The organism is Hungatella sp. L36, assembly GCF_014288035.1.
Genome location: NZ_JACOPC010000001.1, coordinates 665706 through 690225 on the forward strand (window position 1 = coordinate 665706; position 24520 = coordinate 690225).

The 24520-nt window shown below is 50.6% G+C and carries 27 protein-coding genes; 17 read left to right on the forward strand and 10 right to left on the reverse strand.

Annotation, left to right across the window (positions count from 1 at the left end):
* Positions 1–69 precede the first annotated feature (69 nt).
* Both asnB and H8S80_RS02805 read right to left on the reverse strand, forming a co-directional pair.
* A complete protein-coding gene (asnB, locus tag H8S80_RS02800; protein WP_117630181.1) occupies positions 70–1920 on the reverse strand; it encodes an asparagine synthase (glutamine-hydrolyzing) in 1851 nt (616 codons plus the stop codon).
* 92 nt (positions 1921–2012) lie between these two features.
* Positions 2013–3383 (reverse strand): citrate transporter, encoded by a 1371-nt coding sequence (locus tag H8S80_RS02805; RefSeq protein WP_117630182.1) that lies wholly within the window; start codon positions 3381–3383, stop codon positions 2013–2015.
* Between the two features lie 139 nt (positions 3384–3522).
* On the opposite strand from H8S80_RS02805, the gene H8S80_RS02810 reads away from it, so the two are divergent.
* Positions 3523–5379 carry an ATP-dependent nuclease gene (locus H8S80_RS02810; protein ID WP_117630183.1) on the forward strand — a complete coding sequence of 619 codons (1857 nt, stop codon included), beginning with the start codon at positions 3523–3525 and terminating at the stop codon, positions 5377–5379.
* Between the two features lie 289 nt (positions 5380–5668).
* Here the strand turns inward: H8S80_RS02810 and H8S80_RS02815 are convergent, their stop codons facing one another.
* Positions 5669–6469 (reverse strand): MerR family transcriptional regulator, encoded by an 801-nt coding sequence (locus tag H8S80_RS02815; protein WP_117630184.1) that lies wholly within the window; start codon positions 6467–6469, stop codon positions 5669–5671.
* Positions 6470–7077: 608 nt separating this feature from the next.
* Between H8S80_RS02815 and H8S80_RS02820 the strand changes: the two genes are divergently transcribed.
* Together H8S80_RS02820 and H8S80_RS02825 are read left to right on the forward strand one after the other, a co-directional pair.
* Positions 7078–8016 carry a helix-turn-helix transcriptional regulator gene (locus H8S80_RS02820; RefSeq protein ID WP_320959102.1) on the forward strand — a complete coding sequence of 313 codons (939 nt, stop codon included), beginning with the start codon at positions 7078–7080 and terminating at the stop codon, positions 8014–8016.
* Entirely contained in the window at positions 8013–8609 is a 597-nt protein-coding gene (locus H8S80_RS02825) for a uracil-DNA glycosylase family protein (RefSeq protein ID WP_117630187.1), read from the forward strand. The genes H8S80_RS02820 and H8S80_RS02825 overlap by 4 nt, the downstream gene beginning before the upstream one ends.
* Positions 8610–8784: 175 nt before the next feature.
* Here H8S80_RS02825 and H8S80_RS02830 read toward each other — a convergent pair whose 3' ends face one another.
* The gene (locus tag H8S80_RS02830; protein ID WP_117630188.1) at positions 8785–9354 is read right to left on the reverse strand and encodes a GNAT family N-acetyltransferase; all 570 of its coding nucleotides are present in this window, start codon (positions 9352–9354) and stop codon (positions 8785–8787) included.
* Positions 9355–9366: 12 nt separating this feature from the next.
* Positions 9367–9843: an SAM-dependent methyltransferase gene (locus tag H8S80_RS02835; protein WP_117630189.1), complete on the reverse strand. Its 477-nt coding sequence runs from the start codon at positions 9841–9843 to the stop codon at positions 9367–9369.
* Positions 9844–10185: 342 nt separating this feature from the next.
* Here H8S80_RS02835 and H8S80_RS02840 point away from each other — a divergent pair, with 342 nt between their 5' ends.
* The 6 genes from H8S80_RS02840 (at position 10186) to H8S80_RS02865 (ending at position 13620) form a co-directional block, all read left to right on the forward strand.
* Positions 10186–10692 (forward strand): ECF transporter S component, encoded by a 507-nt coding sequence (locus H8S80_RS02840; RefSeq protein ID WP_117630190.1) that lies wholly within the window; start codon positions 10186–10188, stop codon positions 10690–10692.
* 206 nt (positions 10693–10898) lie between these two features.
* On the forward strand, positions 10899–11309 hold the full coding sequence (locus tag H8S80_RS02845; RefSeq protein WP_117630191.1) for a hypothetical protein: 411 nt from the start codon (positions 10899–10901) through the stop codon (positions 11307–11309).
* A gap of 13 nt (positions 11310–11322) precedes the next feature.
* Complete coding sequence (locus H8S80_RS02850) at positions 11323–11922, forward strand: AAA family ATPase (protein WP_025531709.1); 600 nt, start codon at positions 11323–11325, stop codon at positions 11920–11922.
* An 18-nt stretch (positions 11923–11940) separates the two neighbouring features.
* Positions 11941–12390, forward strand: a complete 450-nt coding sequence (gene def, locus H8S80_RS02855) for a peptide deformylase (RefSeq protein WP_022030196.1) — start codon at positions 11941–11943, stop codon at positions 12388–12390.
* Positions 12391–12573: 183 nt separating this feature from the next.
* Complete coding sequence (locus H8S80_RS02860) at positions 12574–13086, forward strand: GNAT family N-acetyltransferase (RefSeq protein ID WP_002600404.1); 513 nt, start codon at positions 12574–12576, stop codon at positions 13084–13086.
* A gap of 57 nt (positions 13087–13143) precedes the next feature.
* Complete coding sequence (locus H8S80_RS02865) at positions 13144–13620, forward strand: LURP-one-related/scramblase family protein (protein WP_117630192.1); 477 nt, start codon at positions 13144–13146, stop codon at positions 13618–13620.
* 26 nt (positions 13621–13646) lie between these two features.
* On the opposite strand, the gene H8S80_RS02870 is transcribed toward H8S80_RS02865, so the two are convergent.
* Positions 13647–14609 (reverse strand): pentapeptide repeat-containing protein, encoded by a 963-nt coding sequence (locus H8S80_RS02870; protein WP_181987848.1) that lies wholly within the window; start codon positions 14607–14609, stop codon positions 13647–13649.
* 160 nt (positions 14610–14769) lie between these two features.
* Between H8S80_RS02870 and H8S80_RS02875 the strand changes: the two genes are divergently transcribed.
* Together H8S80_RS02875 and H8S80_RS02880 are read left to right on the forward strand one after the other, a co-directional pair.
* Positions 14770–15357 carry a TetR/AcrR family transcriptional regulator gene (locus tag H8S80_RS02875; protein ID WP_117630194.1) on the forward strand — a complete coding sequence of 196 codons (588 nt, stop codon included), beginning with the start codon at positions 14770–14772 and terminating at the stop codon, positions 15355–15357.
* The gene (locus H8S80_RS02880) at positions 15354–15902 is read left to right on the forward strand and encodes a CDP-alcohol phosphatidyltransferase family protein (RefSeq protein ID WP_002600400.1); all 549 of its coding nucleotides are present in this window, start codon (positions 15354–15356) and stop codon (positions 15900–15902) included. The genes H8S80_RS02875 and H8S80_RS02880 overlap by 4 nt, the downstream gene beginning before the upstream one ends.
* Positions 15903–15930: 28 nt before the next feature.
* Here H8S80_RS02880 and H8S80_RS02885 read toward each other — a convergent pair whose 3' ends face one another.
* A complete protein-coding gene (locus H8S80_RS02885) occupies positions 15931–17280 on the reverse strand; it encodes an MATE family efflux transporter (protein WP_002600399.1) in 1350 nt (449 codons plus the stop codon).
* A gap of 225 nt (positions 17281–17505) precedes the next feature.
* Between H8S80_RS02885 and H8S80_RS02890 the strand changes: the two genes are divergently transcribed.
* A complete protein-coding gene (locus tag H8S80_RS02890) occupies positions 17506–17892 on the forward strand; it encodes a hypothetical protein (RefSeq protein WP_029466038.1) in 387 nt (128 codons plus the stop codon).
* A 2-nt stretch (positions 17893–17894) separates the two neighbouring features.
* Here the strand turns inward: H8S80_RS02890 and H8S80_RS02895 are convergent, their stop codons facing one another.
* A complete protein-coding gene (locus tag H8S80_RS02895) occupies positions 17895–19223 on the reverse strand; it encodes a hypothetical protein (protein ID WP_117630195.1) in 1329 nt (442 codons plus the stop codon).
* A gap of 146 nt (positions 19224–19369) precedes the next feature.
* Positions 19370–19633 (reverse strand): CD3324 family protein, encoded by a 264-nt coding sequence (locus H8S80_RS02900; RefSeq protein WP_002600397.1) that lies wholly within the window; start codon positions 19631–19633, stop codon positions 19370–19372.
* 581 nt (positions 19634–20214) lie between these two features.
* Between H8S80_RS02900 and H8S80_RS02905 the strand changes: the two genes are divergently transcribed.
* From H8S80_RS02905 to H8S80_RS02925, 5 genes are all read left to right on the forward strand, one after another.
* A complete protein-coding gene (locus tag H8S80_RS02905) occupies positions 20215–20394 on the forward strand; it encodes a hypothetical protein (RefSeq protein ID WP_002600396.1) in 180 nt (59 codons plus the stop codon).
* 229 nt (positions 20395–20623) lie between these two features.
* The gene (locus H8S80_RS02910; RefSeq protein ID WP_025531715.1) at positions 20624–21310 is read left to right on the forward strand and encodes a hypothetical protein; all 687 of its coding nucleotides are present in this window, start codon (positions 20624–20626) and stop codon (positions 21308–21310) included.
* On the forward strand, positions 21297–21662 hold the full coding sequence (locus H8S80_RS02915; protein WP_002600393.1) for a DUF6054 family protein: 366 nt from the start codon (positions 21297–21299) through the stop codon (positions 21660–21662). The genes H8S80_RS02910 and H8S80_RS02915 overlap by 14 nt, the downstream gene beginning before the upstream one ends.
* Before the next feature lie 33 nt (positions 21663–21695).
* Positions 21696–22631: a hypothetical protein gene (locus H8S80_RS02920; protein ID WP_117630196.1), complete on the forward strand. Its 936-nt coding sequence runs from the start codon at positions 21696–21698 to the stop codon at positions 22629–22631.
* Between the two features lie 2 nt (positions 22632–22633).
* Positions 22634–22969, forward strand: coding sequence for a DUF3221 domain-containing protein (locus H8S80_RS02925; RefSeq protein WP_029466040.1), 336 nt, complete (start codon positions 22634–22636; stop codon positions 22967–22969).
* A 151-nt stretch (positions 22970–23120) separates the two neighbouring features.
* Here H8S80_RS02925 and H8S80_RS02930 read toward each other — a convergent pair whose 3' ends face one another.
* Entirely contained in the window at positions 23121–24323 is a 1203-nt protein-coding gene (locus tag H8S80_RS02930; RefSeq protein ID WP_002600390.1) for an FprA family A-type flavoprotein, read from the reverse strand.
* Between the last annotated feature and the right edge of the window lie 197 nt (positions 24324–24520).

Genomic DNA, 24520 nt, shown 5'->3' on the forward strand with positions numbered 1-24520 from the left:
ACAATACAATTTGTCGGAAAATAATCACCAAAATTATTAAATGTATATAAACTGTGCGCGGCCAGAGTCTTAAACCAGGGTAATCTTATAGGTCTTCATCCAGTAATCAATCTGAAGTATATAGGCCAGCATCTGCGGACCGGCCATCAGCTGGCCGTACCATGGTTTTCCGTAATCGGAGGGATTTTGAAGAAACGTCTCCAGTTTTTTTCTGTCCAGAAACTGCATGACAGGCGAGGACGAATCGTTCATGATTTCGCGGACACGGCTGGTGAGAAGTTTTTCGTAATTCGTGTCGTAAGTCTTCGGATAGGGCGATTTCCTGCGGAACAGGATATCGTCGGGCAGAAGGCCTTTCCCGGACTGACGCAGAAGGTTTTTGACCAGGCCGTCCCTCGTCTTCATGTCCCAGGGGACATTCCAGACGTACTCCATGATCCGGTGGTCGGCAAACGGCACCCTGGCTTCCAGGCTGGAATACATGCTGGCGCGGTCCATGCGGTTTAAAAGAGTCTGCATGAACCAGCGAAGATTTAAGTAAGCGATTTCCCGGCGGCGCGCCTCGGTGGGCGAGTCTTCGGACAGGGTAGGAGTCTCTGCGACAGACCGCTCATACGTTTCTTTGACGTATTCGTCCATCTTCAGGTAATCGAGAAAATCATCTTTCAGAAGGACTTTTCTCGCCTCTAAGTCCATCGTCCATGGGAAGGTGTGGGCCCGGAAGCATTCCTCCTTGTGGAACCAGGGATAGCCGCCGAATATTTCATCGGCGCATTCGCCGGTCAGGGCCACCTTGTTATGCTCCTTGACCAGAGAGCAGAAATGCAGCATGGACGAATCGATGTCTCCCATGGCGGGCAGATCGTGGGCCAGCACCGAATCACAGAGACGGTCGGCCTGATCGGTGTTGCCGCACTCCAGATAGTGGTGGTCGGAGTCCAGAAACTCCACCATCCGGTCCACAAACGGGCGGTCCTGAGAGGGCTGGAAGGAATTGGCCTTGAAATACTTATCATTGTTCACAAAATCAAAGGAAAACGTGGTCAGTTTTTTCCCCTGTTTTTTAAGCTCCGCGGCGCAGACGGCGGAAACCAGGCTGGAATCCACTCCCCCGGAGAGGAAGGTACAGATGGGAACATCGGAGACCATCTGGCGTTTGATAGAGTCCTGAACGAGAAAGGCCGTCTTCTCAATGGTCTTTTCGTAGCTGTCCTCATGAGGAAGGCTCACTAATTTCCAGTAACAGTGGGAAGAGACGCCCTCGGGGGAACAGATGAGAAAATGGCCGGGGAGAACTTCCTCCATACCGGCAAATACACCACAGCCATACGTTCTGGCGGGACCGATGGAGAAGACCTCATTCAGTCCCTTCCGGTCCAGTTCCGGTCGGATGCCGGGGACAGCCAGGATTCCTTTCAGTTCCGATGCGAACAGTATCTCGTCGCCGCGGACCGTGTAGAAGAGCGGCTTTACACCCGCCCGGTCGCGGAACAGGATGACACGGTCGTGCAAGGCGTCGTAAAAGGCGATGGCAAAGATGCCGTTCAGCCGCTTGACAAAGTCGGGACCGTATTCGATACATCCGGTGAGAATCACCTCCGTGTCACTGGTGGTGGCAAAGGAGTGCCCCTGCGCGCGCAGTTCCGTCCGCAGCTCCTCCGTGTTATAAAGCTCCCCGTTGTAGGCGATGGAATATGTGCGGCCTCCAGCCTCCTTTTCCATGGGCTGATGTCCGCTGACTAAGTCTATGATGGACAGACGGGCGTGGGAGAGACCGGTATGTTTGCTCAGGCAGACGCCGGAATCGTCGGGGCCGCGGTGTCTTTGTACCGCGGCCATGTCTTTTAAGATATCCCGGTAACGGGCCTCCTCTTCTAAGTAATTGCGATGCGGGTTATAAAAGCCTGCAATTCCACACATGGCAGATTCCTCCATTTCATTAAGATGCGTGATTCAATAAGTGCAATTTGATAAAGCGTGATTCAGGATACGTATTTCCGTTACTGTTACTGCTACAGCAGAAGGCAGCCGGTTAAAAAAGCAAAGAGAAAGCCGATTAAGACTGGCGGAAGATTCTTACGGGCCAGGTCTAAGGGGCTGACGTTGCAGATGGCGGCCACGGGGATAAGTCCCCAGGGAACGATGGTACCGCCTCCCACGAAGATCGCGGAGATCTGCCCGAGCGAAGCCAGCACCGGTACCGAAGCGCCGACGGCGGTGCCGAAGGTGTGGGCCAGGGAGCCTGTTAAGGGAAGGCCGGAGAAACCGGAACCGTCGAGACCGGTCAGACTGCCTACGACCATCTGGATAAAGGCTGCCATATATTTGTTTAAGGGCGCATTGTGAGCCAGCCAGACGGCCCAGTCATTCATGATGCCGCTCTGGTACTGGTCGCCCATGATCGTGGTAATGCCGCTGCCGCCAAGGAAGAAGAAGGCGCCGATGATAATGACGGGGGCGAAGATCTTGATGGCGAAGAGGAAGCCGCCTGTCACGTAATCGGTCACCTTTTCCAGCGACTGTCTGCCAAATCCGGCGACTGCGCCGGCACACATCACCAGTACGGCGGTGCCGGAAACCATGCTGGTGGCGTCTCCGCCTTTTAAGTCAAAGGCCAGCATCAGAAGAATATCGGCGAGAAAGGCCGCGGGAGTGAGGACCGCGATGGCGATGGCCGCTTTCGTCACTTTCTTCCGCTCCTCAGGCAGGGCCTCTGCGGACACGGTCTCTGTGGCTGCCATACTCTTACGGTTTAAAAGATATGCGGCGGTTACGGTGACAATGCCCATGACCCAGAAAACGGGACGCCCCTGGGTGAGAATATCGGATGTGGAGATTCCTGCGGCACCGGCGGAAATGGCAGGCGCACCCTGGATGACGAAATCATAGCTTAAAGCGATTCCGTGACCGAAAAGGTTCATAGCCATGGCCGCGGCGAGCGGTTTTAAACCGGCCTTGACTGCAAATGGCAGCATAATCGCGCCGACTAAGGCCACGGAAGGTGACGGCCAGAGGAAGAGGGAGAAGAGCAGCATGGTGATTCCGAGAATCCACCATGTGACGGAGTGGGTCTTCATGATTTTCGACATGGGGACCATCATCAGGTAGTCGCTGCCTAAGTCTTTTAAGCATTTGGACAGAGCCGTTACCAGGGCGATGGTGGCTATGACTTCCATGAATTCTTTCGCGGCGAACAGAATAGAATTAAATACGGTCATGATTCCGCCTGTTATGGAACCAAGACCGATGACTCCGAGGAGAAATAAAAAGGCGATACAGACGGCGGGGGTGTCTTTTCGCAGGACCATGACAGCGAGTATTACAAGAACACCGATTAGATAAACATAGTGCAGAGGGGTCAGCACTACGGCAGAATCGAACATAAGAACCACTCCTGAATTTAGAATATAATCCATAGTATGAAGCGCGGGAAGGGCCAGTGCTCAATAGTTGCGAAAATTTCAGCGGAAGCTTGAAATTTGCCCTGGCATCTCCTATACTTAAACCTAAAGGAGAACACATATGCAGATCACATCAGTCCACATCAGGAATTTTAAATCCATCCGTGAGATGGAGATTCATGGTATCGAAAATGCCCTGATTCTGGTGGGAAAGAACAACACGGGGAAGACCTCGGTGCTGGATGCCATCCGTGCGGTGGCCGGTTCTTACCAGATACGGGAGAGCGACTTTAATGAAAGAAAACAGAATATTGAGATATCCATCACCCTGAATTTTACAGAGGAAGATCTTCATATGTTCCACCGGGCGGGAATCGTGAGCCAGTACAAGCGGTATGACGCATGGCGCAGGGATTTCTGTACAAAGCTGCCGTCGTATGAGGAGGAAGCCCTGTCATTTACATTTGTGGTAAACTGGAAGGGGGAGTCCCGCTTTTTCGATGGATATAAGAAGAACAACCGGTATATCCAGGAGGTATTTCCCAGGATTTATTATATCGATACCGAGCGTCAGCTAAAACAGTTTCAGGATGATCTGTTCATGTTCCAGGAGGATGAGCAGCTGATCAGACTGCGCGCCCACGTCTGCATGTTCGATGCGGCAAAGGAGTGCAACCAGTGTTTCAAATGCATCGGTCTGATCAATCAGAAAAAACCGGAAGAATTGAAGCTTTACGAGACGTCCAAGCTTCTGGAATATAAGATGTATCAGCTTAATTTAAAAGAGTTTACGGAGAAGGTCAACGCCAACTACAGAAGGAACGGCGGATTCGAAGAAATCAAGTTCACCTTGAACTGCAATCCGGATGAGATGTTCCATGTGACGGCGGAGACATACCACGAAGAACACGGGCGGCTGAACCCCATTGAAAATCTCAGCGGGGGCATGAAGAGCATCTATATGCTGTCGCTGCTTCAGACGTACACGGACGATGAGAAGCGGATCCCCAGCGTGATCATTGTGGAAGATCCCGAGATTTTCCTTCATCCTCATCTGCAGAAAATATCCAGTGAGATCCTGTACCAGCTGTCGAAGAAGAATCAGGTGATCTTCACGACCCATTCGCCGAATATGCTGTTTAACTTTACCAGCCGCCAGATCCGCCAGGTGGTCCTGGACGAGGAAGACTATTCCGTGGTGCGCAAACGTACGGATATCGACGCCATTTTAGACGATCTCGGTTATGGGGCCAACGATTTCCTGAACGTGAGCTTCGTCTTTATCGTGGAGGGAAAACAGGATAAGAGCCGGCTGCCGCTGCTGCTGGAGAAGTATTATTCGGAGATTCACGATGCTAACGGCAATCTGTCCCGGATTTCGATTATCACCACCAACAGCTGTACCAATATCAAGACGTATGCCAACTTAAAATACATGAATCAGGTGTATTTGCGGGATCAGTTTCTGATGATCCGCGACGGCGACGGAAAGAACCCGGAGGAACTGGCGGGCCAGCTCTGCCGGTACTACGACGAGCGGAGCCTGGAGGATGTCGATAAGCTGCCGAAGGTCACGAGGAGAAATGTGCTGATTCTTAAGTACTATTCCTTTGAAAATTACTTCTTAAATCCAAAGATTATGGCAGAGCTTGGAATTGTGAAGAGCGAGGAGGCATTCTATGAGACGCTCTTTTCCAAATGGCAGGAGTATTTATACCGCCTGCAGTCAGGCCGCCATCTGACAGAGGTGCTGGGAGGGACGATCTCATCTGTGGAAGAACTGAAGGCGCATATGGAAGAGTTTAAGATTTATATGAGAGGCCACAACCTCTATGATATCTTCTATGGCCCGTATAAGAAACGGGAGACGGAGATTCTGAGAAAGTACATGGAGCTGGCGCCGAGAGAGGATTTTAAGGACATATTGGAGGCCATCGACCGGTTTGTCTATTTTGACAGCAGGAAAGTGGACGCTTAAGGCACGAGGCCCGGCCGCCATGGACATGAGAACTGACAACCGATAAAAGTTAGGAAAAGAGAGGTGAGATGGCATGTTAATCGCTCAGTTTTTACCCCTGATCTCAATCATTTTTAACGCTGTGCTGCAGTTGGCAAAATTGGCTGCACTGATCTGTTTTATTCTGTGCTGTATCAAATATTTGAAAAAATAATCTGGAATATAAGAGCCGCTGGACAGAAGAAAGCGGGCTGGAAAATCCTGCCATATTTTCCGGCCCGCATTTTTTGATATTGATGATGGAAACGGACTACGCTTTTTCTACCGGAAACAGGATCGCTGTCTCCAGTTCTTCCGCAGAAGAGACCATATTCTCATCCTTTAGATACCGTTCAATGCTGATTCCGGTAAGCTGGTATTCCGGATGCTGGTCCAGATATTGACCGATCGCCTGATACCCGGTGTGTACCTCCTCCAGCGGCCCCTGGTGGATCGCGGTGACACAGAGGGATTGCGGCAGAAGCTTCGTGTCCGGATGCGCTTCCGCTACCTGAAGCTGTGCTTCCACCTCCATCCTGTCTTCGTTGAATTCATTTCCCATGTAGACCAGCTGACAGGGACCCGCGCGGTGCAGGCCGCGTTCCTTTGCCTGTGTCATGAGGTCAGAGATGAGGCCGTGAATGTCCTGGGCCTTGACGGCAATGGTGCGTTTAACGGAGAAGACGCGCTGCTCCGGTGTGTTCATGACAATGACGTGATAGTTCCGATTCATGGTTATGCCCTCCTTAAAATGGGAGATATCCCGTTCCATGCAGGTGAGCGTCTCCGTCAGACTGGCCGCCTGCTCTTTTACGCGCTCGTACTGAAGCAGAATCTGGATATTTAACTCTGCCTCCGTAAGCGTCAGCAGCCGTTTGATTTCGGCCAGTGAGAAGCCGTATCGCTTCAGCTTCTCGATTCGCTGAAATGTGGGGATCTGGCTGCTGTCATAGTAGCGGTACCCGTTCTGTTCGTCCGTGGCGGCCGGATGCAGCAGGCCGATGCGGTCGTAATGGCGCAGCATCCTTGCGGAAATGCAGCAGAATTTTGAAAATTCTCCAATGGTAAACATAGGAACCTCCCAAAAGTGAAATGGTGTTGTGCTGATATTGCGTTGTCAGGTGTAGAACCGGTTCTGAGTGTATTGTACACCTTCCCACTGTGATAAGGTCAAGGGGAAATTTTTCTTAATCCGCGGTGTGTCCGTTCTGCCCCGGCAGACTCCGCTTTCTGTTCCTGTTTCGGCAGTAAGAAGCTGTAAATGTGTGGGATTTTTCTAAAAGCCTGCCGCAAAGTTCGGAACTCGCTGCGCTCAGACAACCGCACTTTGCGGCAGAACGAAAAACCCCACGCATTAACAGCTTCTAACAGCCTGCAAACGTCACAGAAAACGGAGTCTGCCGGGGCAGAACGGACACACCGCGGATTAAGAAAAATCTTGAATTTAAAAAGATAAAAAGCAAAAGATAAAAAACAAGAGATAAAAAGCAAAAGATAAAAAGCAAAAGATAAAAAACAAAAGATAAAAGCAAAAGATAAAAGCAAAAGATAAAAGCAAAAGATAAAAGCAAAAGATAAAAGCAAAAGATAAAAGCAAAAGATAAAAGCAAAAGATAAAATAATTAATTAAAAGTGTACAATTATAATATTGCTGACATAGCATGTCAGGTTTTATCTGATATGATGAAAAACGAGGTGATAGCAATGATAGAGAGCCGGCTGTTCAAAATTATTTACCATCTGATGGAAAAGGGACAGGCCACTGCGCCGGAGCTGGCGGAGAAGTTTGAGGTGTCGGTGCGGACGATTTACCGGGATATTGATAGGATCAGCGGGGCGGGGGTGCCTGTCTATTCGGTGGCGGGGCGAAGTGGGGGAATTCGTTTGCTGGACCGATTTGTGCTGGAGAAATCGCTGCTTTCGGAAGAGGAGATGAGGGATATTCTGTTCGGCCTGCAGAGTCTGGCGGCGGTTCAGAATTCTGATATGGAGACGGTCTTATCGAAACTGAGGGCTGCGTTTCAGATGGCGGATACGAGCTGGATCGAAGTGGATGTTTCCCGCTGGGGAAGCGACCCGGAGAGGGAACGGATGGATTTTAACGTGCTGAAACAGGCGGTTATGGCGAGACGGCAGATCCATTTTAAGTACTATGGCTCCAATGGAATGGCCAGTGAACGGGACTGCCATCCGTACAGGCTGATCTATAAGGACAAGGCGTGGTATCTGTATGCGTGGTGCCTGGTCAGAGAAGATTTCCGGCTGTTCCGTTTATCGCGGATCAAGGAGATTGTGCTGACAGGGATCCTGTTTGATCGCATACCGGAAGGAACAGAGCCGGATCTGACACGATGGGAGAAGGAAAGAGAGCTTGTCTCTGTGGTTCTGCGTTTCCCGAAGGAAGCGGCCTCCAGAGTATATGACGTGTTCGATGACCGGGTGGTTACGGAATGTGACGGGGAACTTACTGTCCGGGCGGTTATGCCGGACAATGAGTGGCTGTACGGCTTCCTGATGTCCTTTGGAGATAAAGTTACCGTGTTGAGTCCGCTTTCTTTGAAGCGAGAGGTGGAAAAGAGACTGAAGTCTGCACTGCAGCACTATGAGGAGAAACGATGAATATCAGAGAAGAAATGGAAAAAAGAAATGGTAATCAAGAGGCGTTTGTATTTCAGGATTTAGAGGTGAAGCCCGAGCAAATCCGGGCGGTTTTGATTAATGAAGTGGTGCCATCAAACCCGGCTGATGACTTTTACGGCGGTGACGGGGCGGCCTATTTATCGACGGCAATTCCGCTGTTTCAGAAGGCCGGAGCACAGGTGAACAATGCGGGAGAACTGCTGGAGCAGGGTATTTACCTTACAAACGCAGTGAAAATGCCGAAGACGGCCCCGGCCATTGAGAGAAGCACCATTGAAAAAAGTCTGCCGTATCTGGAGTGGGAGCTGTCTCTCTTTCCCCATGTGAAAGTGATCATGCTGATGGGGGATGTGGCGAAAAAGGCCTTTAACATGATAAGCAAAAAGGCCACTGGGAAAAATGTGATTCCGTCGGTGTCCACCTATAAGATACGAAAGAGTGAAATATGGTATCAGGGTATCCGGATTATGCCTTCCTACATTATGACCGGGCAAAATATTTTAATTGAAAAGTCGAAGGCCGAAATGGCGGCTGAAGATATTTCCGTCATGCTTTACATAATCAAAGAATAGAATATGCCTGCATCATACCGCACCGCGGAGCTGAAACGCGGAGGTATGACGCAGGCATTGTTTGTTTGACAGGAAAGCCCGTACTGTTAATTGCTGCAATCCACGCCCTAAGGGGATATGGCTGCTGAAGCGGCCATGCCCCGGCGCGCGAGTCCGGTAATCTGTCTGGATCGGGTTACGCCTGACTGGCGTGTTCCGGGAGAAGGTCTGTTTTCAGCAGACCGTATAAATAGTAGTCGCACCAGGAAGAGACCATTTTTCCCTGCCGGATGCAGCCCTCCCGTGTGAAGCCGGCCTTTTCCAGCGTTTTGCAGGAGGCGGTGTTTCTTACGTCCACATCGGTCCAGAGCCTCTGAAGTTCCGTGTGAGTGAAGCAGAAATCCACCACGCTTTTCAGGGCTTCCGTCATGAGGCCATTTCCCTGACAGGCAGGCGAGAGGCGGTAGGAGACCTTGGCCATCCGGTCGTTCTCGATTAAGTAGACCCAGAATTCCCCGATTACCTTACTGTCTTTCTTGTTCGCGATGCCCCAGTGGAAGCTTTTCGTTGGTTTCTGATTGGCGGCCGTGAAAAGCAGTTCCGGATTTAAATCGTGTCTGCCGGGCCGCTTTCCCCAATAGAGGTACAGGCCGGGATCGCTCATCCACTCCCGCAAATCGTCAGTATCCTCCGGCCTGAGCTCCCTTAAAATCAGCCGTTCTGTTTCAAGAACCGGTTTTTTGATCAGATAGTCTTTTAAACTCATGGCCGCCACCTCTCAGAATGTAAATACGCCAGACCAGTCGAAATCAGCCGATTCCTCCAGGCTTTTTGGCCAGGAGGCGCACCAGTCGGGCACACAGGGCTGTGCCACCCGGTCGAGGCTGGGAGTATAGGGCTTCAAGTCGATGACCGGTGTGTTGTCACGTGCGTCGATATGGCTGAGTCCGATGATGCCGGCCGCCGGATCGATTCGAAGAATCTGCGCCGTTGAGAGCGCGACAGGGTTAGGGCGTTCCGGGGAGCGGGTGGCAAAGGTGCCCAGCGTCTCCGGCGAATTGCGGTAGGGAGAGCTGACCTTAAGCACACTGCGGGAAGCTTCATTGTCACAGGCGTCGAACCACCAGAAGATCTGAATATGGCTGAAGCCATCCAGTCCCTCCAGGGCGGAACGATAAGGCTTTTCCAATAAAATGAGTGGCATTTCATTCTGAAATACAACTTTGCCGACAGGCTTTACTATGAGATTGTTCATGCTTTTTTGTCCTTTTTCGTTTTATTACGGCGCCGTTATCTTAATTGTAGCAAGTGTTTTTTATACTTCAACCCCTTTTCAAAAAAATATAAAATTCACAGAACAGAGGCAATTTTTCCAGTGCCGTGAACTGTAACAACTCAGGGCAAAAGTACATCGAAACACCGAATGAAGTCTTTCACGAATTTTATGTTTATGATACAATAAAACAGTGGTGGAGCAGGCGTGTGGCTGGAAGATAAAACTGGCATTGCTAAAAAGTTAAAAACTGGATATTTGAAACAGTCCATTTTCGGTTTATAGTAAGTGCATTATCATTGAAAACCGGAAGGGAGACTTTGTATGAAAACGAACAATAATACCAGAAAAATGGTGATGACGGCGCTGTTTATGGCGCTGGTATGTACAGCGACGATGGTGATCCGGATTCCAACACCGGGTACGAACGGATATATCCATCCGGGAGATGCGCTGGTGATTCTTTCGGGAATCTTTCTTGGACCGGTTCAGGGGCTCCTGGCCGCAGGAATTGGTTCCGCGCTGGCGGATTTCCTGGGCGGATATCTGCTGTACGTGCCGGCCACCTTTCTGATTAAGGGGCTGACCGCTTTTTGCTGCGGCCTTGTATTTCGGAGACTTTCAGCGACGGCCGGAAAACGGACCGCCGGTGTGGTGATCGGAGGGCTGACTGACATGGTGTTTGTAGCCTGCGGGTACTGGCTCTATGAAACCTGTTTTTATGGAATGGCAGCGGCCCTGGCCAGCGTGCCGTCGAATTTGATTCAGGGCCTTGGAGGCCTTGTTCTGGCCGTCATTCTGTATCCTGTCCTGGCTGTGTGCCGCCGCTAGTACTGCATTGCGTAAATTCCTATGATATAGCACCCGCTATCTGCGCCAGGAGCACGCCCACGAAGCTAGACGTAGGGTCCACTACGCCGTCGCTTCGCGGACGCAGATATCGGGCATTATATCACAGTTATTTACGCAATGCAGTACTAGATGGAGCAGGAGGAAAAGCGGCTGGAATAGCGCGGAGAAATTCCGGGAGGTTTTTTGTGGCAATTGCAAAGAAGCATAAAAGAACATTAGTCTATGGGGACAGCACCTATTACTGGTGGGTAAAGCGGGATGATGATTATGACAGACCCGTACTGCATATCGCGTCGGAGGATAAAGGGCTGATTGTGCTCTATCCCACGGAACAGCATGGGGAGCGGCAGTATCTGGTATCCATCGGAAGAGTATTTAAGAACAGAACGACGAGCGGCTGCTGGCAGCGGTACCGGATTCCGAAACTGGGCGCCGGGAAGGAGCCTGACGCAGGCCAGGATACAGAGAAAGCCGACGAGCCGGTTATGGAAGATTTTCCTGTTACGCCTGGATTTGTGGCCAGCCTTTTGGGCTGGTGCCTCGACGACGGAGATGCAGAGAGTGTGACATGGAACGGAAGAGATATCTGGCTGTAGGGAGGAACGGTATATGGCAGTAATTCTATCGCTGCAGGGCTGTATGGCCGTGGGAAAAACCACGGCCGTTCAGTATGTAAAGGAGCGCCGTCCCGATATCTTTTTAAGCAGGGAGGACAATGGAACGGTTATTAGTGAGGTACACCGCCGAGGCCTCATAAAGAACTGTTATGAGGATTACCTGGAGATTCAGAGGCTTTGGCTGAATCATGAAGTGGAGCGGTGGAAAGCGGCAAAGGAGCATAAACTGGTACTGATGGATTTTGGCGCGGAAGAGATCGAGTTCTACACGCTGAATTACCCGAAGTCTATAGGTGAAAATTGGGATATTGAAGGACCTCTCTGTAGGGAACTGGAGGCGGTGAGACGCTGTATGCCGGACAGGATTCTGTTCCTGGACGCAGATGAGGAGACGCTGAAGGCGCGGAAAGAGGGAGATAAGAGCCGGTCCAGAGAATTTTTTGATTTTCACCGGGAGTATCTTCTTCCCCTGAAACGGGAGTGGTTCTTAAACCGTTCCGACACGGATGTACTGCGTGTGGACACCATGGACCGGGAAACGATGGGGAAAGCCGTCCTGAAATGGGCAGACGCTGCAGCGAATAAAATATAAATGCAGGAGAGTGGAATCATGGCAGTATTAAACATGCGTTACGACGGAGACGAGATACTGAGAAAGAAATGCAAAGAAGTGAAAGAGGTGGATGACCGAATCCGGGAAATCCTTAACGATATGACAGATACGCTTCATGCGACGCCTAACGGAGCTGCAATCGCAGCGAACCAGGTAGGAATTTTAAAACGCCTTGTCGTCATCGATATGGGAACCGGGCTCATGAAGCTGGTAAATCCCGTGATTGTGGAACAGACAGGGGAACAGGACTGCATCGAAGGCTGCTTAAGCTTTCCGGAGAAATACGGAAGGACCATTCGGCCCCAGACCGTAATCGTGAAGGCGCTGGATGAAAATGGAGAAGAGGTCACTTTGACCGGAATCGATGAGATGGCCAAATGTTTCTGCCACGAGCTGGATCATTTAGACGGAGTCTGCTTCGTCGATAAGGTGACGGAGTGGCTGTGACCCGTGCCAAGTCAAAAAGCGCCGCAGGTAGCGGGCTTTTTGACCCTCGCGGCAGTCGTCAGATGGATCCGCAGGCAACGAGTCAAATGGCTCGCTAACGGGTCCATCTGACGACTGCTTGTGGGAACAAACAGACAGGAATTGGACAACTGCCTTTATGGCGGAAATGGAGGAGACGGATCGATGGAGTACCGTCAGATCAGACCGGAGGATGCCCGGGAATATGTGGAAATGATGCGGTCCCTGGATTTAGAGACCGATATGATGATGCTGGAACCCGGGGAACGGAAAAATGACCCGGAGGCCGCCGCGGCCATGATCCGGGAGTCTCTGGCAGCAGGCGATTTCTTCCTGATTGCCAGGGAAGGGGAATCGATGGCGGGAGTTCTGACCGCCGAGCGGGGCCGCTGCCGCCGAATCCGCCATGCGGCATATGTGGTAGTCGGAATCCGGGCCGGATACCGCGGCCGGGGCATCGGCACAGAGATGTTCAAACGCCTGGATGCATGGGCCGTATCCCAGGAAATCACCCGCCTGGAGCTGACCGTGAGAAAGGAAAATAAAGCCGCTGTCCATCTCTATGAAAAGAGCGGTTTTGTAATCGAAGGGCTCAGAAAGAACTCTATGCGTGTCGGCGGCGTCTACGCGGATGAGTATTACATGGCAAAATTTATCCCCCAAAATGAAGGGGCATAAAGCAGCACTGTACAAAGCGGCCAAACCGCTGAGTGCTCATAACAGGGAGGAACGATCATGCAATTACTATTTAAACAGCGGCTGTTTTCCTGGTTTGACAGTTACGACATCTATGACGAGAGTGGAAATACGGTCTATACGGTAAAGGGTAAATTAAGCTGGGGCCATTTGCTGGAAATCTATGACCGTTTCGATAACCATATCGGAACCGTACAGGAGAGAGTGCTCACCTTTCTGCCTAAATTTCTGATGTACATAAACGGACAGGAGATCGGAGAAATCCGCAAGGAACTGACCTTTTTAAAGCCCAAATTCACGCTGGACTGCAACGGCTGGACAGTGGACGGAGACTGGCTGGAATGGGACTATTGTGTAAAAGACAGCGCAGGCAGTCTGATCATGACGGCCAGTAAAGAATTTCTCCACTTTTCAGACACGTACGTTCTCGATATTGTAAGGGAAGAGGACGCGCTCCTCTGTCTGATGATCGTACTCGCCATTGACGCGGCGAAATGTTCCGGCGGACAGGACTGACTTATTGTAACAGGAAATGTCACGATTTATCTGCCGGATTCCCAGTGATCAGGCATCTTTAACCAGGAAGGCAGACGGGTATCCCGGCTGCCTTTTGCGGCATTTATCTGCATCTGCGTGAGGAAAAAGGCATCCCTTAAATCGGCGCCTTTAAGATCGGCATCCCGCAGATCGGTTCCCAGAAAGCACGTTCCGAAGAGACGGCATCCCCTCAAGTCGGCCGCAATGAGAAAGGAAGAAGAAAAATCCATGGCACTTAAGTCTGCCCCCTGAAAATGATATCCAAGGAAGCGCAGTGGCCCGGCGCCATTCGTTCCGGGAGTTTTATGGGAAGAGGCGGAGTGGCTGCGGGCAGACCGCGAAATGCCTCCCTTTTTCGAAGGCAGCTTCTGAGAAGCCGCATAATCGAGCGTCAGGCGGATCGTCTCCTTCAACAGATCGTTGGCCGCAGTGATCCTATCGTGGATCCCGTCTTCCGTGAGGTCCTGCCGGGAACCGTCTGCCAGCTTCTCTAAGCCGGTGAGCGCCGCATGGATACGGGGGCGCAGTGCGGATGCGGGGCGCAGTATTGCGGCTTCCTCCAGATACCACATGGCCTCGTGCAGCTTTAATTCAAGGAAGAAGACGCGGAACATTTCCTCCGGATCAGAAAGCTGCCGCCAGCTTTTCCCCTGAAATACGATTTCTGTGGCCGTCTGCCCCGCCCCGAAGCAGTCGTAATTGATGCATCCCTTCAGGCGGCGTCCGGACAGAGAGCTGTGAACCTCGCAGGAGAAATCTTCACATAAATGGGCGCAGGGAATCCCGGCTTCCTTATCGTCAGGGAACCCCTCCGCTTTGGAAAAATAGAGCGCCGTGCAGCACAGGCCGCAGCAGCGGGAACAGTCCGCGGCCAGACGTTCCCTCCTGTGGGAAATGAGGGCCGGGACCGGGTCTGCCCCACCGGATACCGCGTGCCGGTACGAGAAATTTTCGTGGATTGGTTCCATGTCATTCATCCTCCTGTACTTGTAACGGAAAGTATTCCATAGTATAATGCGGGTATCTGACAGCGTCAAGGCCCTGCGGGCAAGTGCTGCATCAGGGGGGGCCGGTGTGCCACCCTGAAAATAATCCGGTAAAAAGGATCAGAGAAACGAAGGTGGAGAGATGAAGGAGACGAGCAATCCGGTTGTCTGGCAGTCCCGGACGTGGCTGATGGACGCGCTGGCGGCTCTGATGGAGGAAAAGAAATTCGAAGAGATCACGGTGGTGGAAATATGCAGGCGGGCGGATTTATCAAGGCGGACATTTTATAGAAATTATTCCTCAAAGGAAGACCTGTTTCGAAGCTGCTGCGAACGCCTGTGCAGGGAATATGTCCGGTATCTGGAACGGGATACCGCCTATTTTGCGGCGCATATCACAGAGGTGTATTTTTCGTTCTGGAAAGAGCATAAGACATTTCTGCAGTCTGTATGCAGGGATGATAAGATCTGCTGTCTCATCGAGGTGTCCAATACGTACTGGCCCGAAATTTACAGCCGGCTGCAAGCGTACTGGAAAGAAACCATGAGCGGAGAAGAGCTGGAGTACTGTCTGTTTTTTAACATGGGAGGCTTATGGAATATTATGATGAAATGGCTTTTTGAGGAACCGGAGAGAAGCCCCTGTGAGATGGAGCGCATGATCCGAAGGTCTCTACAAAATATACTGGCTGGCGATGCGAAATCGCCGGATAGGAGTGATGCAAAATGAAAAAGTATACGAGAAAGGAACTGTTATCCATCCCAAACCTTATGGGATACTTCCGGCTTCTGATGATCCCGGTCTTTGTATATCTCTATCTCCATGCGGAGACGGACCGCGGCTATTACGCCGCGGCGGCTGTCATGGGAATATCGTCCATCACGGATATGTTTGACGGACTGGTTGCCCGAAAATTCAATATGATCACGGAATTCGGCAAATTTCTGGACCCGTTTGCCGATAAGATGACGCACGGGGCCATTCTCTTATGCCTGTGGACCCGCTATCCGTATATGGCAGTTCTGGTGGTACTCTTTGTCGTCAAGGAGGGATTCATGGCGGTTATGGGCCTGGTGAAGCTGAGAGAGGGCAAGAAGCTTGACGGCGCCATGTGGTTTGGAAAGGTGTGCACGGCGCTGCTGTTTGTCGTCATGTTTGTGCTCATTCTCGTGCCACATATCCCGGCCGCGGCGGCGAATGCACTGATTGCTGTCTGCGCCGTGGTCATGGCTGCGACACTCATCCTGTACATACCTGTGTTTCGAAAAATGTGACACGCTCTGGTATTCGCGCCGGGAGGCACTAGCGCTCAAAGCCATGCACCCAGCTGCCCTTCAGGAAATAACGGAGAAAGACGACCGAGCTTAAGAACCAGGTCAGCGGATAGGCCCAGAATACCACGCGGATATCCGGAACAAAGTGAACGGTTACGGTGATGTACGTCACCCGGATGATGCACCAGCAGACCATCATAACCAGCATGGGAACCGTGGATTTTCCGGCGCCGCGGAGAATTCCCGCGATACAGTGGGAAAATGCCAGAAGAAAATAGAACAGAGTCACCGTGCGGGCCTGGGCCGTTCCATTTATGATAACCTGCGGATCATTGTTAAAGGCGGAGATGAGCAGGGGCGAGAAGGCATAGATGAATATGCCGACGAGCTCTGCAGTGATGATGGAGCAGAGAATGCCAAAGCTGGCTCCCTTTTTCGCCCGCTCATACTGTCCGGCACCGAGATTCTGGCTCACGAACGTGGTCAGGGCCATGGCAAAGCAGGTGATCGGCAGGAATCCGAAGCCTTCGATCTTCGAATAGGCGCCGCATCCCGCCATCGCCATTTTCCCGAAACGGTTGATATTGGACTGGACTACCACGTTAGCCAGAGAAATAACGGAGTTCTGAAAACCGGCCGGGAGACCGTTTGCGATGATCTGCCGCAGGAGTCCTGTGTCAAACCGGATTTTCTTTAAGCAGACCCGGTATTCCTCCGGACTTCTCATGAGCCGGCGCAGACAGAGAAACGCGCTGACAAACTGGGAGATAATAGTGGCAAACGCCGCGGCCCCCACTCCAAAGTGAAAGATCCCCACCAGCACAAGATCCAGCACGATGTTGATGAAAGACGATATAATGAGATAGACCAGCGGATGGCGGCTGTCACCCACGGACTGCAGGATGCCGACAAACACGTTGTACATGACGAAGGACAGGGAGCCTGCAAAATACGTGCGGAAATAGACGGTGGATTCCGGAAGTACATCTGCCGGAGTTCCCATCCAGACCAGAATAATCGGCGCCAGTACCACACCGATCACGGTCAGCACCGCCCCTGCGGCAAGACCGAAGGCAATGGTGGTGTGAACGGCCTTCTGCACGTCACCGTGCCGTCCGGCGCCGTAATACCGGGCGATGACCACACCGGCTCCGATTGCGATGCCGCTTACGAAACCTACCATGAGGAAGATTAAGTTTCCGGAAGAGCTGACGGCAGCGAGGGCATTGCTCCCCAGAAAATTGCCGACAATCAGTGAATCCGCTGTATTGTAAAGCTGTTGAAAAAGGTTCCCGAGAAATAAGGGAACAGCAAATGCGATAATTTTTTTCCAGATGGACCCCTCTGTCATCAGGGTCGAAGACGTGCTTTTTTCCATAGTAAATCCGCTCCGTAGTCATTGATCAATGTTTTGTATCAGTAGTGCGCAAGGGCGCCATCCTTTATTTTACTACAGAAACAGCGGGAATGGAATCAGTATTTTAGCGGTTTCTATCCACATACAGAATATTCACAGGCTAATCAGGCACAGCACAATTGATGATACAGTGCTGCCGGTCCGGCCCAACCTGAAAATAAATGAAGAAGAAAACGAAGAATTTAAATGAAGAAGAAAACGAAGAATTTCAAAAAACAAAGAGAATTTATAAACCAGTGGCTGAAAGCCGGAACGTATGCGGGAGGCTTTTGTGAGAATTGTGGGGGCAGGCTGATTCTGTTTTTTAAGTATGACGCGGTCTGCTGCCCCGGCTGTAACCAGTGGATCGATCCGACGTGCAGCGATCCGGAATGCCCTTATTGCAGCTGCCGTCCACAGACGCCGGCCGATGCGCTGGAAGAGGAGCGCAGCAGACCGGATTTTACGCCGGCAGCGGGCCAGAAGGCGTATTGTATCCGGCAGTATGAGCGCAGCGCGAGAGGCGAACACCGGAAATCGGAGCGTGCGGAGAAGATTCGCTATAGGGAGAGTAAACCGCCTTTCCGTTTATAACCTCATTCTGCACGGAGCGGTCTCCAGTTTCGAACCACTTCCTCAACAAGCTGTCCGGCCGTATCGCGGTTAAAGGGCATGACCCGGCCGTGGTATGGAAAATATACGAGATTTGACCAGAGCACCTCATAGCCGCCTTTCTCATACTCCCCGGACGTCGGTAAGTAGCTGTTACATCCATTGGTATAGCCGTTTAAAAAGAGCAGCGGCGTTCCGGCAGCCTCCATGGCGTCAATGGAAATCCTGCACATGGCTTCATTGGCAATCCCGCACAGACAGCCGTCATTGAGGGAAAAGTACTGTATTTCCACCTCTGAAAACTGTTGTGAAATACCCTCGCCGTTAAGGCGTTTCACTTCCCGGAGCCAGTCGGTTCCACCGATACCGGCCTCCTTAAGCGCCTCATCGGCAATTCGCTCCGCCTGTGCCAGGGAGGGAACATCCGCTGTAAAATGGCTGAAAACCGACTTCATGCTCAGATGAGTGACAGGCTCCGCTTCCATTGTGGGAAGAACGGCTGACACGGCCTGGCAGATAGCCTCTGCCGTCTGCTCCAGGGCCTTTTGGCTCTGAAGCCGGTATATTTTCTGATACTCTTCTGAAAATCCCTTCGCCGCTGCCTCGAAGCCGTGAAGCTCCAGATACTCTGTGTTTTCCTGATGAAACCGAGGCCGTACGTCCCCGGAGGCGCCCTGCATCATCATGATTTTGCAGCCGAAGCGCGCTTCCAACTGCTCTCTTGTAATGCCAAAGTAGTCGGCTGATATGAGATAATTGTCGCTGGAGAGAATGTTGGCATGGGCAGTGACCCGCAGCAGCAGCACCCTGGGAGATTCGTTTTCCGGTGCGGTGACAGACAGGATTCCAAGCCGGTTGTCGAAGTCGGTGGAATCCGTTCTGCGGTTCAATCCCACAGTATTTTCTCCGATGCCCCACGAAGCCAAGGCAGGAGACAGACTGTTCAGAGCGTCTTTTACAGCACTCTGCGCCCTGCGGCATACGAAATCAAAGTATTCTGGCTCCTCTGCGGCGTTCGGGGCGGAATGTGTATGAGAAAATGCAGTCATGACGTGATCGGTACCCGTATGAAGCAGGTCCGCAATGAGGCCCCGCAGGGCATTGGACAAATGGACGGTAAAACCAAGGCTGTCCAGGGTAATAAGACAGGCCGTTTCTCCCCCGTATTCCCAGACCATTGTCTGGAGCTTCAAGGGGTCGCGGATGCCCCTTGAGTGATTGTCCGGACGGAAAAATCCGACCAGTTCAACAACAGTATCCGGTGTGATATCGGCTTCCCCATATCCCATCCGCGCAGTCTCGTAAGTGTTCATCTGTAACAACCTCTTTTCTTTCAGTTTTTTTCTTTCTATCCTTCCTGTTAAGGATACCCGAAATTCCGTGAAATCTCAATCTACCAGTCGCTTCTGTACTGTTTTGTACAAAAAAAGAAGGACTGTTTTCCACAGTCCTTCCATGATTATTTCTGATAAATGATTTTCCGTATGGCATGTATAGAGAGGCAGTACTGGTCCGCCAGCGTCTCCATGGACACTCCATTCTGCCATGCATCAAGAATATCCTTGTTGCGTTTCCTCAGTTCCTCCCGGCCTCCGTTCCGTTCGCCCCAGGCCCTGTGCTGGTCTTCCCTGGCCGGAACATAAAGATATCCGGACTGAACGTAATTCTGCAGCTCTTCCACCAGCGAGGCGGGAAGAACCGCGGCCGCATTGATATATTTCATAGCGCTTCACTCCCTGTTTTTTATTGTCAGGCAGCAAAGCCGTACTTGATCAGCGACTGCAGCTACTCCATGCAAATGTCGCTGGTTCTGCCGGCTTTGCATGGAGCAATACATCGTTGTTTTTCTTTTTGTTTCTGCACATGATTCTCACCCTTTTCAGAAAACTGCTGTGTTTCCTGCCGAAACACACCTTTAAGACCATTTTAAGATGCGCGCTTAGCTTAAAGATGCTTTGCTAAGTGTTACCAGTATATCATTTTAAAAGGGGATATACAAGCGGAGAATGGGTCTTGGAAGTGCGGTATTAAGCATGAAATGCAAAGAAAATAGAGGGGAAGAAAAAACTTTATGCCTTTTCTTTTAACACTTTTTCTTGTATAATAAACATTACAGTTGCATTAACATGTAATGTAATGACATACTTCCGATTCGCTGCTTGCGCAGTGGTGTGAATGAAGTGAAAGATAGAACCCGAGAAGATATCACCATCAAATTTGGTGGTGTTAATTGAAGGGCTGAAAGGTCGATAAATTTGACTTTCAGCGTTACTTCTGTTTTTTTAGAACAAGGAGGAAAAATTTATGTCGAAGGCCGAAGCTGCAAAGAAATTATATGAGGAATGTAAAGATATGGATATAGACGAAACTATGGAGTTGGTTTTAAATGCAGAGACAGAAGAAGAGCAGGATTTTTTTTCTATGTTAAGTGATTTTATTTTGCAGAGAAAGCAAAAGAAAGTAATAGCTCAAAAGAGGTTCTAAATGAAAAAATACATTTTATATGCTGGTGTAAAATGGGGCAGGCAAATCAACTTTATACAGGACTACACACTATCAGGATACTGAGTAAAAAGGTATGGAGAATATTTCCTCCATACCTTTATTTTCTTTCACTTATATGACAAATGTTGTAGCGTAAATATTAAGGAAAATGAAAGACATGGGAAAATAATATCTGGTAAAATAGAGCCAGAAAAGGAAGGACACAGAAATGTATGTAGATTATGGCTATTATATCATACGTCCCTGCCGGTGCCCGGAATTTCTAAAGGATTTTTCCGAATGGATTCTGACTGCCAGCGGCTGCATCTGTGATGCGGAGCCGCAGCCATTTTCCTGCATGACCAGTGATGAAAGGCAAAAAGAGAAATACCGGAAACGGCTTGGGATGGAGAAACAGGAATTTATAGATTTTTCAGAAGAAACCCTGCGTCTGTTCGGGGAGGACCGGCTGGATACAGACAGCCGGTTCCTGTTCAAACAGGACGCAGAAGACATATACAGGCGTTATTTTTATAATCGGAGGGGTGTGGATCCGGGATACCGCCTGATCGGGATTGCGCTGGAAGAGGCGCTCCTGCCGTCTCTGGAGGACAGGATAATCCAAAAGAAAGAAGTGACTGGAACCGAAGAACGTCGATTCCTCGGCTTTGATCTTCTTGGCTGGGATATCTCAGGTTTCCACACGTACCTGTGCAATTCCCTTCAGGAAGAACTGATGAAACGGTTCGAATTGAAACCGGGAAGATTTGGACTCTTAGAGAATTCGAAAGAAGAAGTGGAAGCATTTGCAGATGCCATTCAGAACAGAGGAGAGCCGGTGGAGTGGCTGCCGTTCGCGGTCTATGATGATACGCCGGCTGCGGCAGAAGGGAGTGAGATACATGGCAAAATTTGAAGCTGACTTAACAGGGAATCTGGACCATTTTAAAGAATACTTAAAAAATGAAATTTTAAACGGCAGTGTATCCGCATCGTTCGAAGACGAGCATGAGGAGGAGATCAACGGTGTGCGGTGCTGTACAATGGTATATGAGAGGTATAGCTATATGGGAGGCAACCGCGTCAGTCTGAATGTGACGATTCTGGGATATGAAGGGGAACTCAGGCTGACTGCCATCACATCCGGTGGAAGCCAGGCCATGTTCTTTAAGCTCAATACATTCGGAGAGGAAGCCTTTTTAGAAAAGCTGGAAGAGGCTGTGAAGGCCTATAAGTGCAGACACACGCGAATGATAAGCGGCTTATAACCGATTTATAACCGTGTGAGAAGGGGATTTGGGATGGACAGAAATATATATGTGACCAGCTATACAGAGAGAAATGCGCTGCAGAAGCAGTATGGACTGGAACATGAGACCTTTGTGAATGATACGATCGGTTACGACGGCAGCGTATGGCTTCTGTTTGCACGTTCGGTGCCGGAACGGATCAACGGGATGTTTGTGGATACTGAGGCGAATACGGACTACCATGCGCTGTGCCTCTGGGTAAACTGGACGGATGGGATGCTGCTGGGGGGAGAGATGTATCCGCTGGGGTTTCATGAGATGAATTTTCATCACGTCATGCCTCTGGGAGAAGATATTCTTCTGGTAGGCGCCCGGTGCAGGAAATATAAAGACGGGACGGCGGAGAATAACGGAGTTCTCTTAAAAAAGGATGGCACAAAGCTGGCAGAGATGTGCCTGGGTGACGGAATCGAGAGCTGTATCGTGACGGAAGACGGCCGCATCATTACCGGATACTTCGACGAGGGCGTGTTCGGTAATTTTGGCTGGGACCAGCCGGTGGGCGCGTGCGGTCTGATCGTATGGGATGCCCGGGGACAGCGGTTGTGGGAGAATCAAAAATATCCGATCTATGACTGCTATGCGATGAATGTGGATGAACAGGGCGCGCTGTGGTTCTATTATTACGATGAGTTTCATCTGGTGAAGACTGATTTTAAGAGGGATGTTATCTACCGCCCGAAGGCGGAAGGATGTTCCGCGTTTCTGGTCAACCGGAGTCATACTGCTCTTATCATGGATGGCGGATATGGCAGGCATTCCCAGTTTTACCGGTATGAGATAAAAGGGGATCAGTTGGGCAGCCGGGCGCCGTCGGATGTGATTTTCAGGGAGAAGCCGCTCTTACTTTCCGGTTACCGGTTCCGCGGTGCTAAGGCCGTGTTGACGGACTCTGATGGACGGATGTTTTTTACTGAGGTGATCTAGCTATGAAAAAGTATGGAAATAGTTTGAGAATCCTGTTTCTCTGCATCGCTGGTGTATTTTGTGTGATGCTTTTTACTTCGGAGGAAGCAGGACAGAGATATTTTTGCGGCATGGTGCTGGAGATTTCGGACCAGTATTTTCTGGTGGAGCCGGATGAAGGGGAAGAAGAACGGAAATCAGCGGACCGCATTACCGTGCCGACGAATGTCATATCCGCAGAGGGCGTGCCCGAGGTGAAGGTGGGAGATGAGATCCGAATCGTCTATGACGGTGAGATCATGGAATCGTATCCGGCCCGTTTGAGTACGGTGTTTGCCATTTACCGCGCGGACGAGTGACGAGGGACTGTACTGCATGGCGCCGGCGTCCATACTGCGCGGCTTTACGAACGCGATCCGAAAAAGCCCTGTCCGGGAAGGCGTGTCAGACCACGCAGTTCCGGACAGGGCTTTTTACTGTTTGTCAGGAGAGTCCGTCGTACCGGACCCGCTAATTCATGGAATCTACAATTAAATTTGCAAGAGCACCGAGTTCCGCCATCTGGTCTTCCTTTAAGGAGGATTTGATCGTGATGGTTTCATCGAGTATGGTCATGTTCTTCATCTCGGAGATGATTTCTCCCATCTTACGTCCGGCTGTTACGCCCCAGGAACCATTTTCCAGGAGTGCCACGGTGCGGTTCTGCAGATTGTGAGCCTTTAAATCGAGGAGTACGTGCTCCATACAGCTGAAGATGCCGCCGTTATACGTCGCGGAAGCGAATACGAGGTGGCTGCAGCGAAAGGCCTCGGAGATGATGGTGGACGGATGTGTGGAGGAGACGTCATACATGACAATGTTCTTCACGCCGCGGTCTGCCAGCCGGCAGGCCAGAATATTCGCCGCATTCTCCGTGTTGCCGTAGATGGAACCGTATGCGATCATGACGGCTTTCTCTTCCGGTTCGTAGCTGCTCCAGGTTAAATACTTGTCCACATACCATGCGATATCGGATCTCCATACAGGACCGTGGAGCGGGCAGAGGATTTCGATGTCTAGTGCGGCGGCTTTTTTAAGCAGCGTCTGAACCGATGCGCCGTACTTTCCGACGATATTGGTATAATATCTTCTGGCATCAGCCAGCCAGTCACGTTCGAAATAGAGTTCATCCGCAAACAAGTTGCCGTTCATGGCGCCGAAGGTACCGAAGGCATCCGCGGAGAAAAGGATCTTGTCCGTGGTGTCATACGTCACCATGACCTCCGGCCAGTGTACCATGGGGGCCATCAGGAAGGTGAAGGTATGTCTGCCGGAACAGAAGGTGTCGTTTTCTTTCACGATCACGGCTCTGGTATCGATATCAAATTCATAGAACTGCTTGATGATCGGAATCGTCTTTGCGTTGCAGACCACGGAGACATCCGGATATCGTCTGATCAGTTCGCCGAGTGTTGCGCAGTGGTCCGGTTCCATATGATTGATGATCACATAGTCCAGCGTTCTTCCTGCCAGAACGGATTCCACATTTTCGAAAAACTGCCCGGTGATTGCCCGGTCGACCGTATCGAAGAGAACGGTTTTTTCATCTAAAAGAAGATAAGAATTATAGGAGATCCCGTTTGGAATAGGGTATGCGTTCTCGAACAGGGCGAGCCTGCGGTCGCTTCCGCCGACCCAGAACAGGTCATCTTTAATATTTTTTACACAGTACATAATGAAGCCATCCTTTCGTCATAATCTCACACATATAATTTCGTAAGAAGTATACTACAAAATCGGGAAAATGTCATTGTATTTTTATACGAAATTAGTATGAATTCAGCGGTCCATTGCATTATAGTATAACCGGAAGGATGGATTTTTAGCGGAAACATCATTTTTTATTAAGACAGAGTGAAGACAGCCTGTTA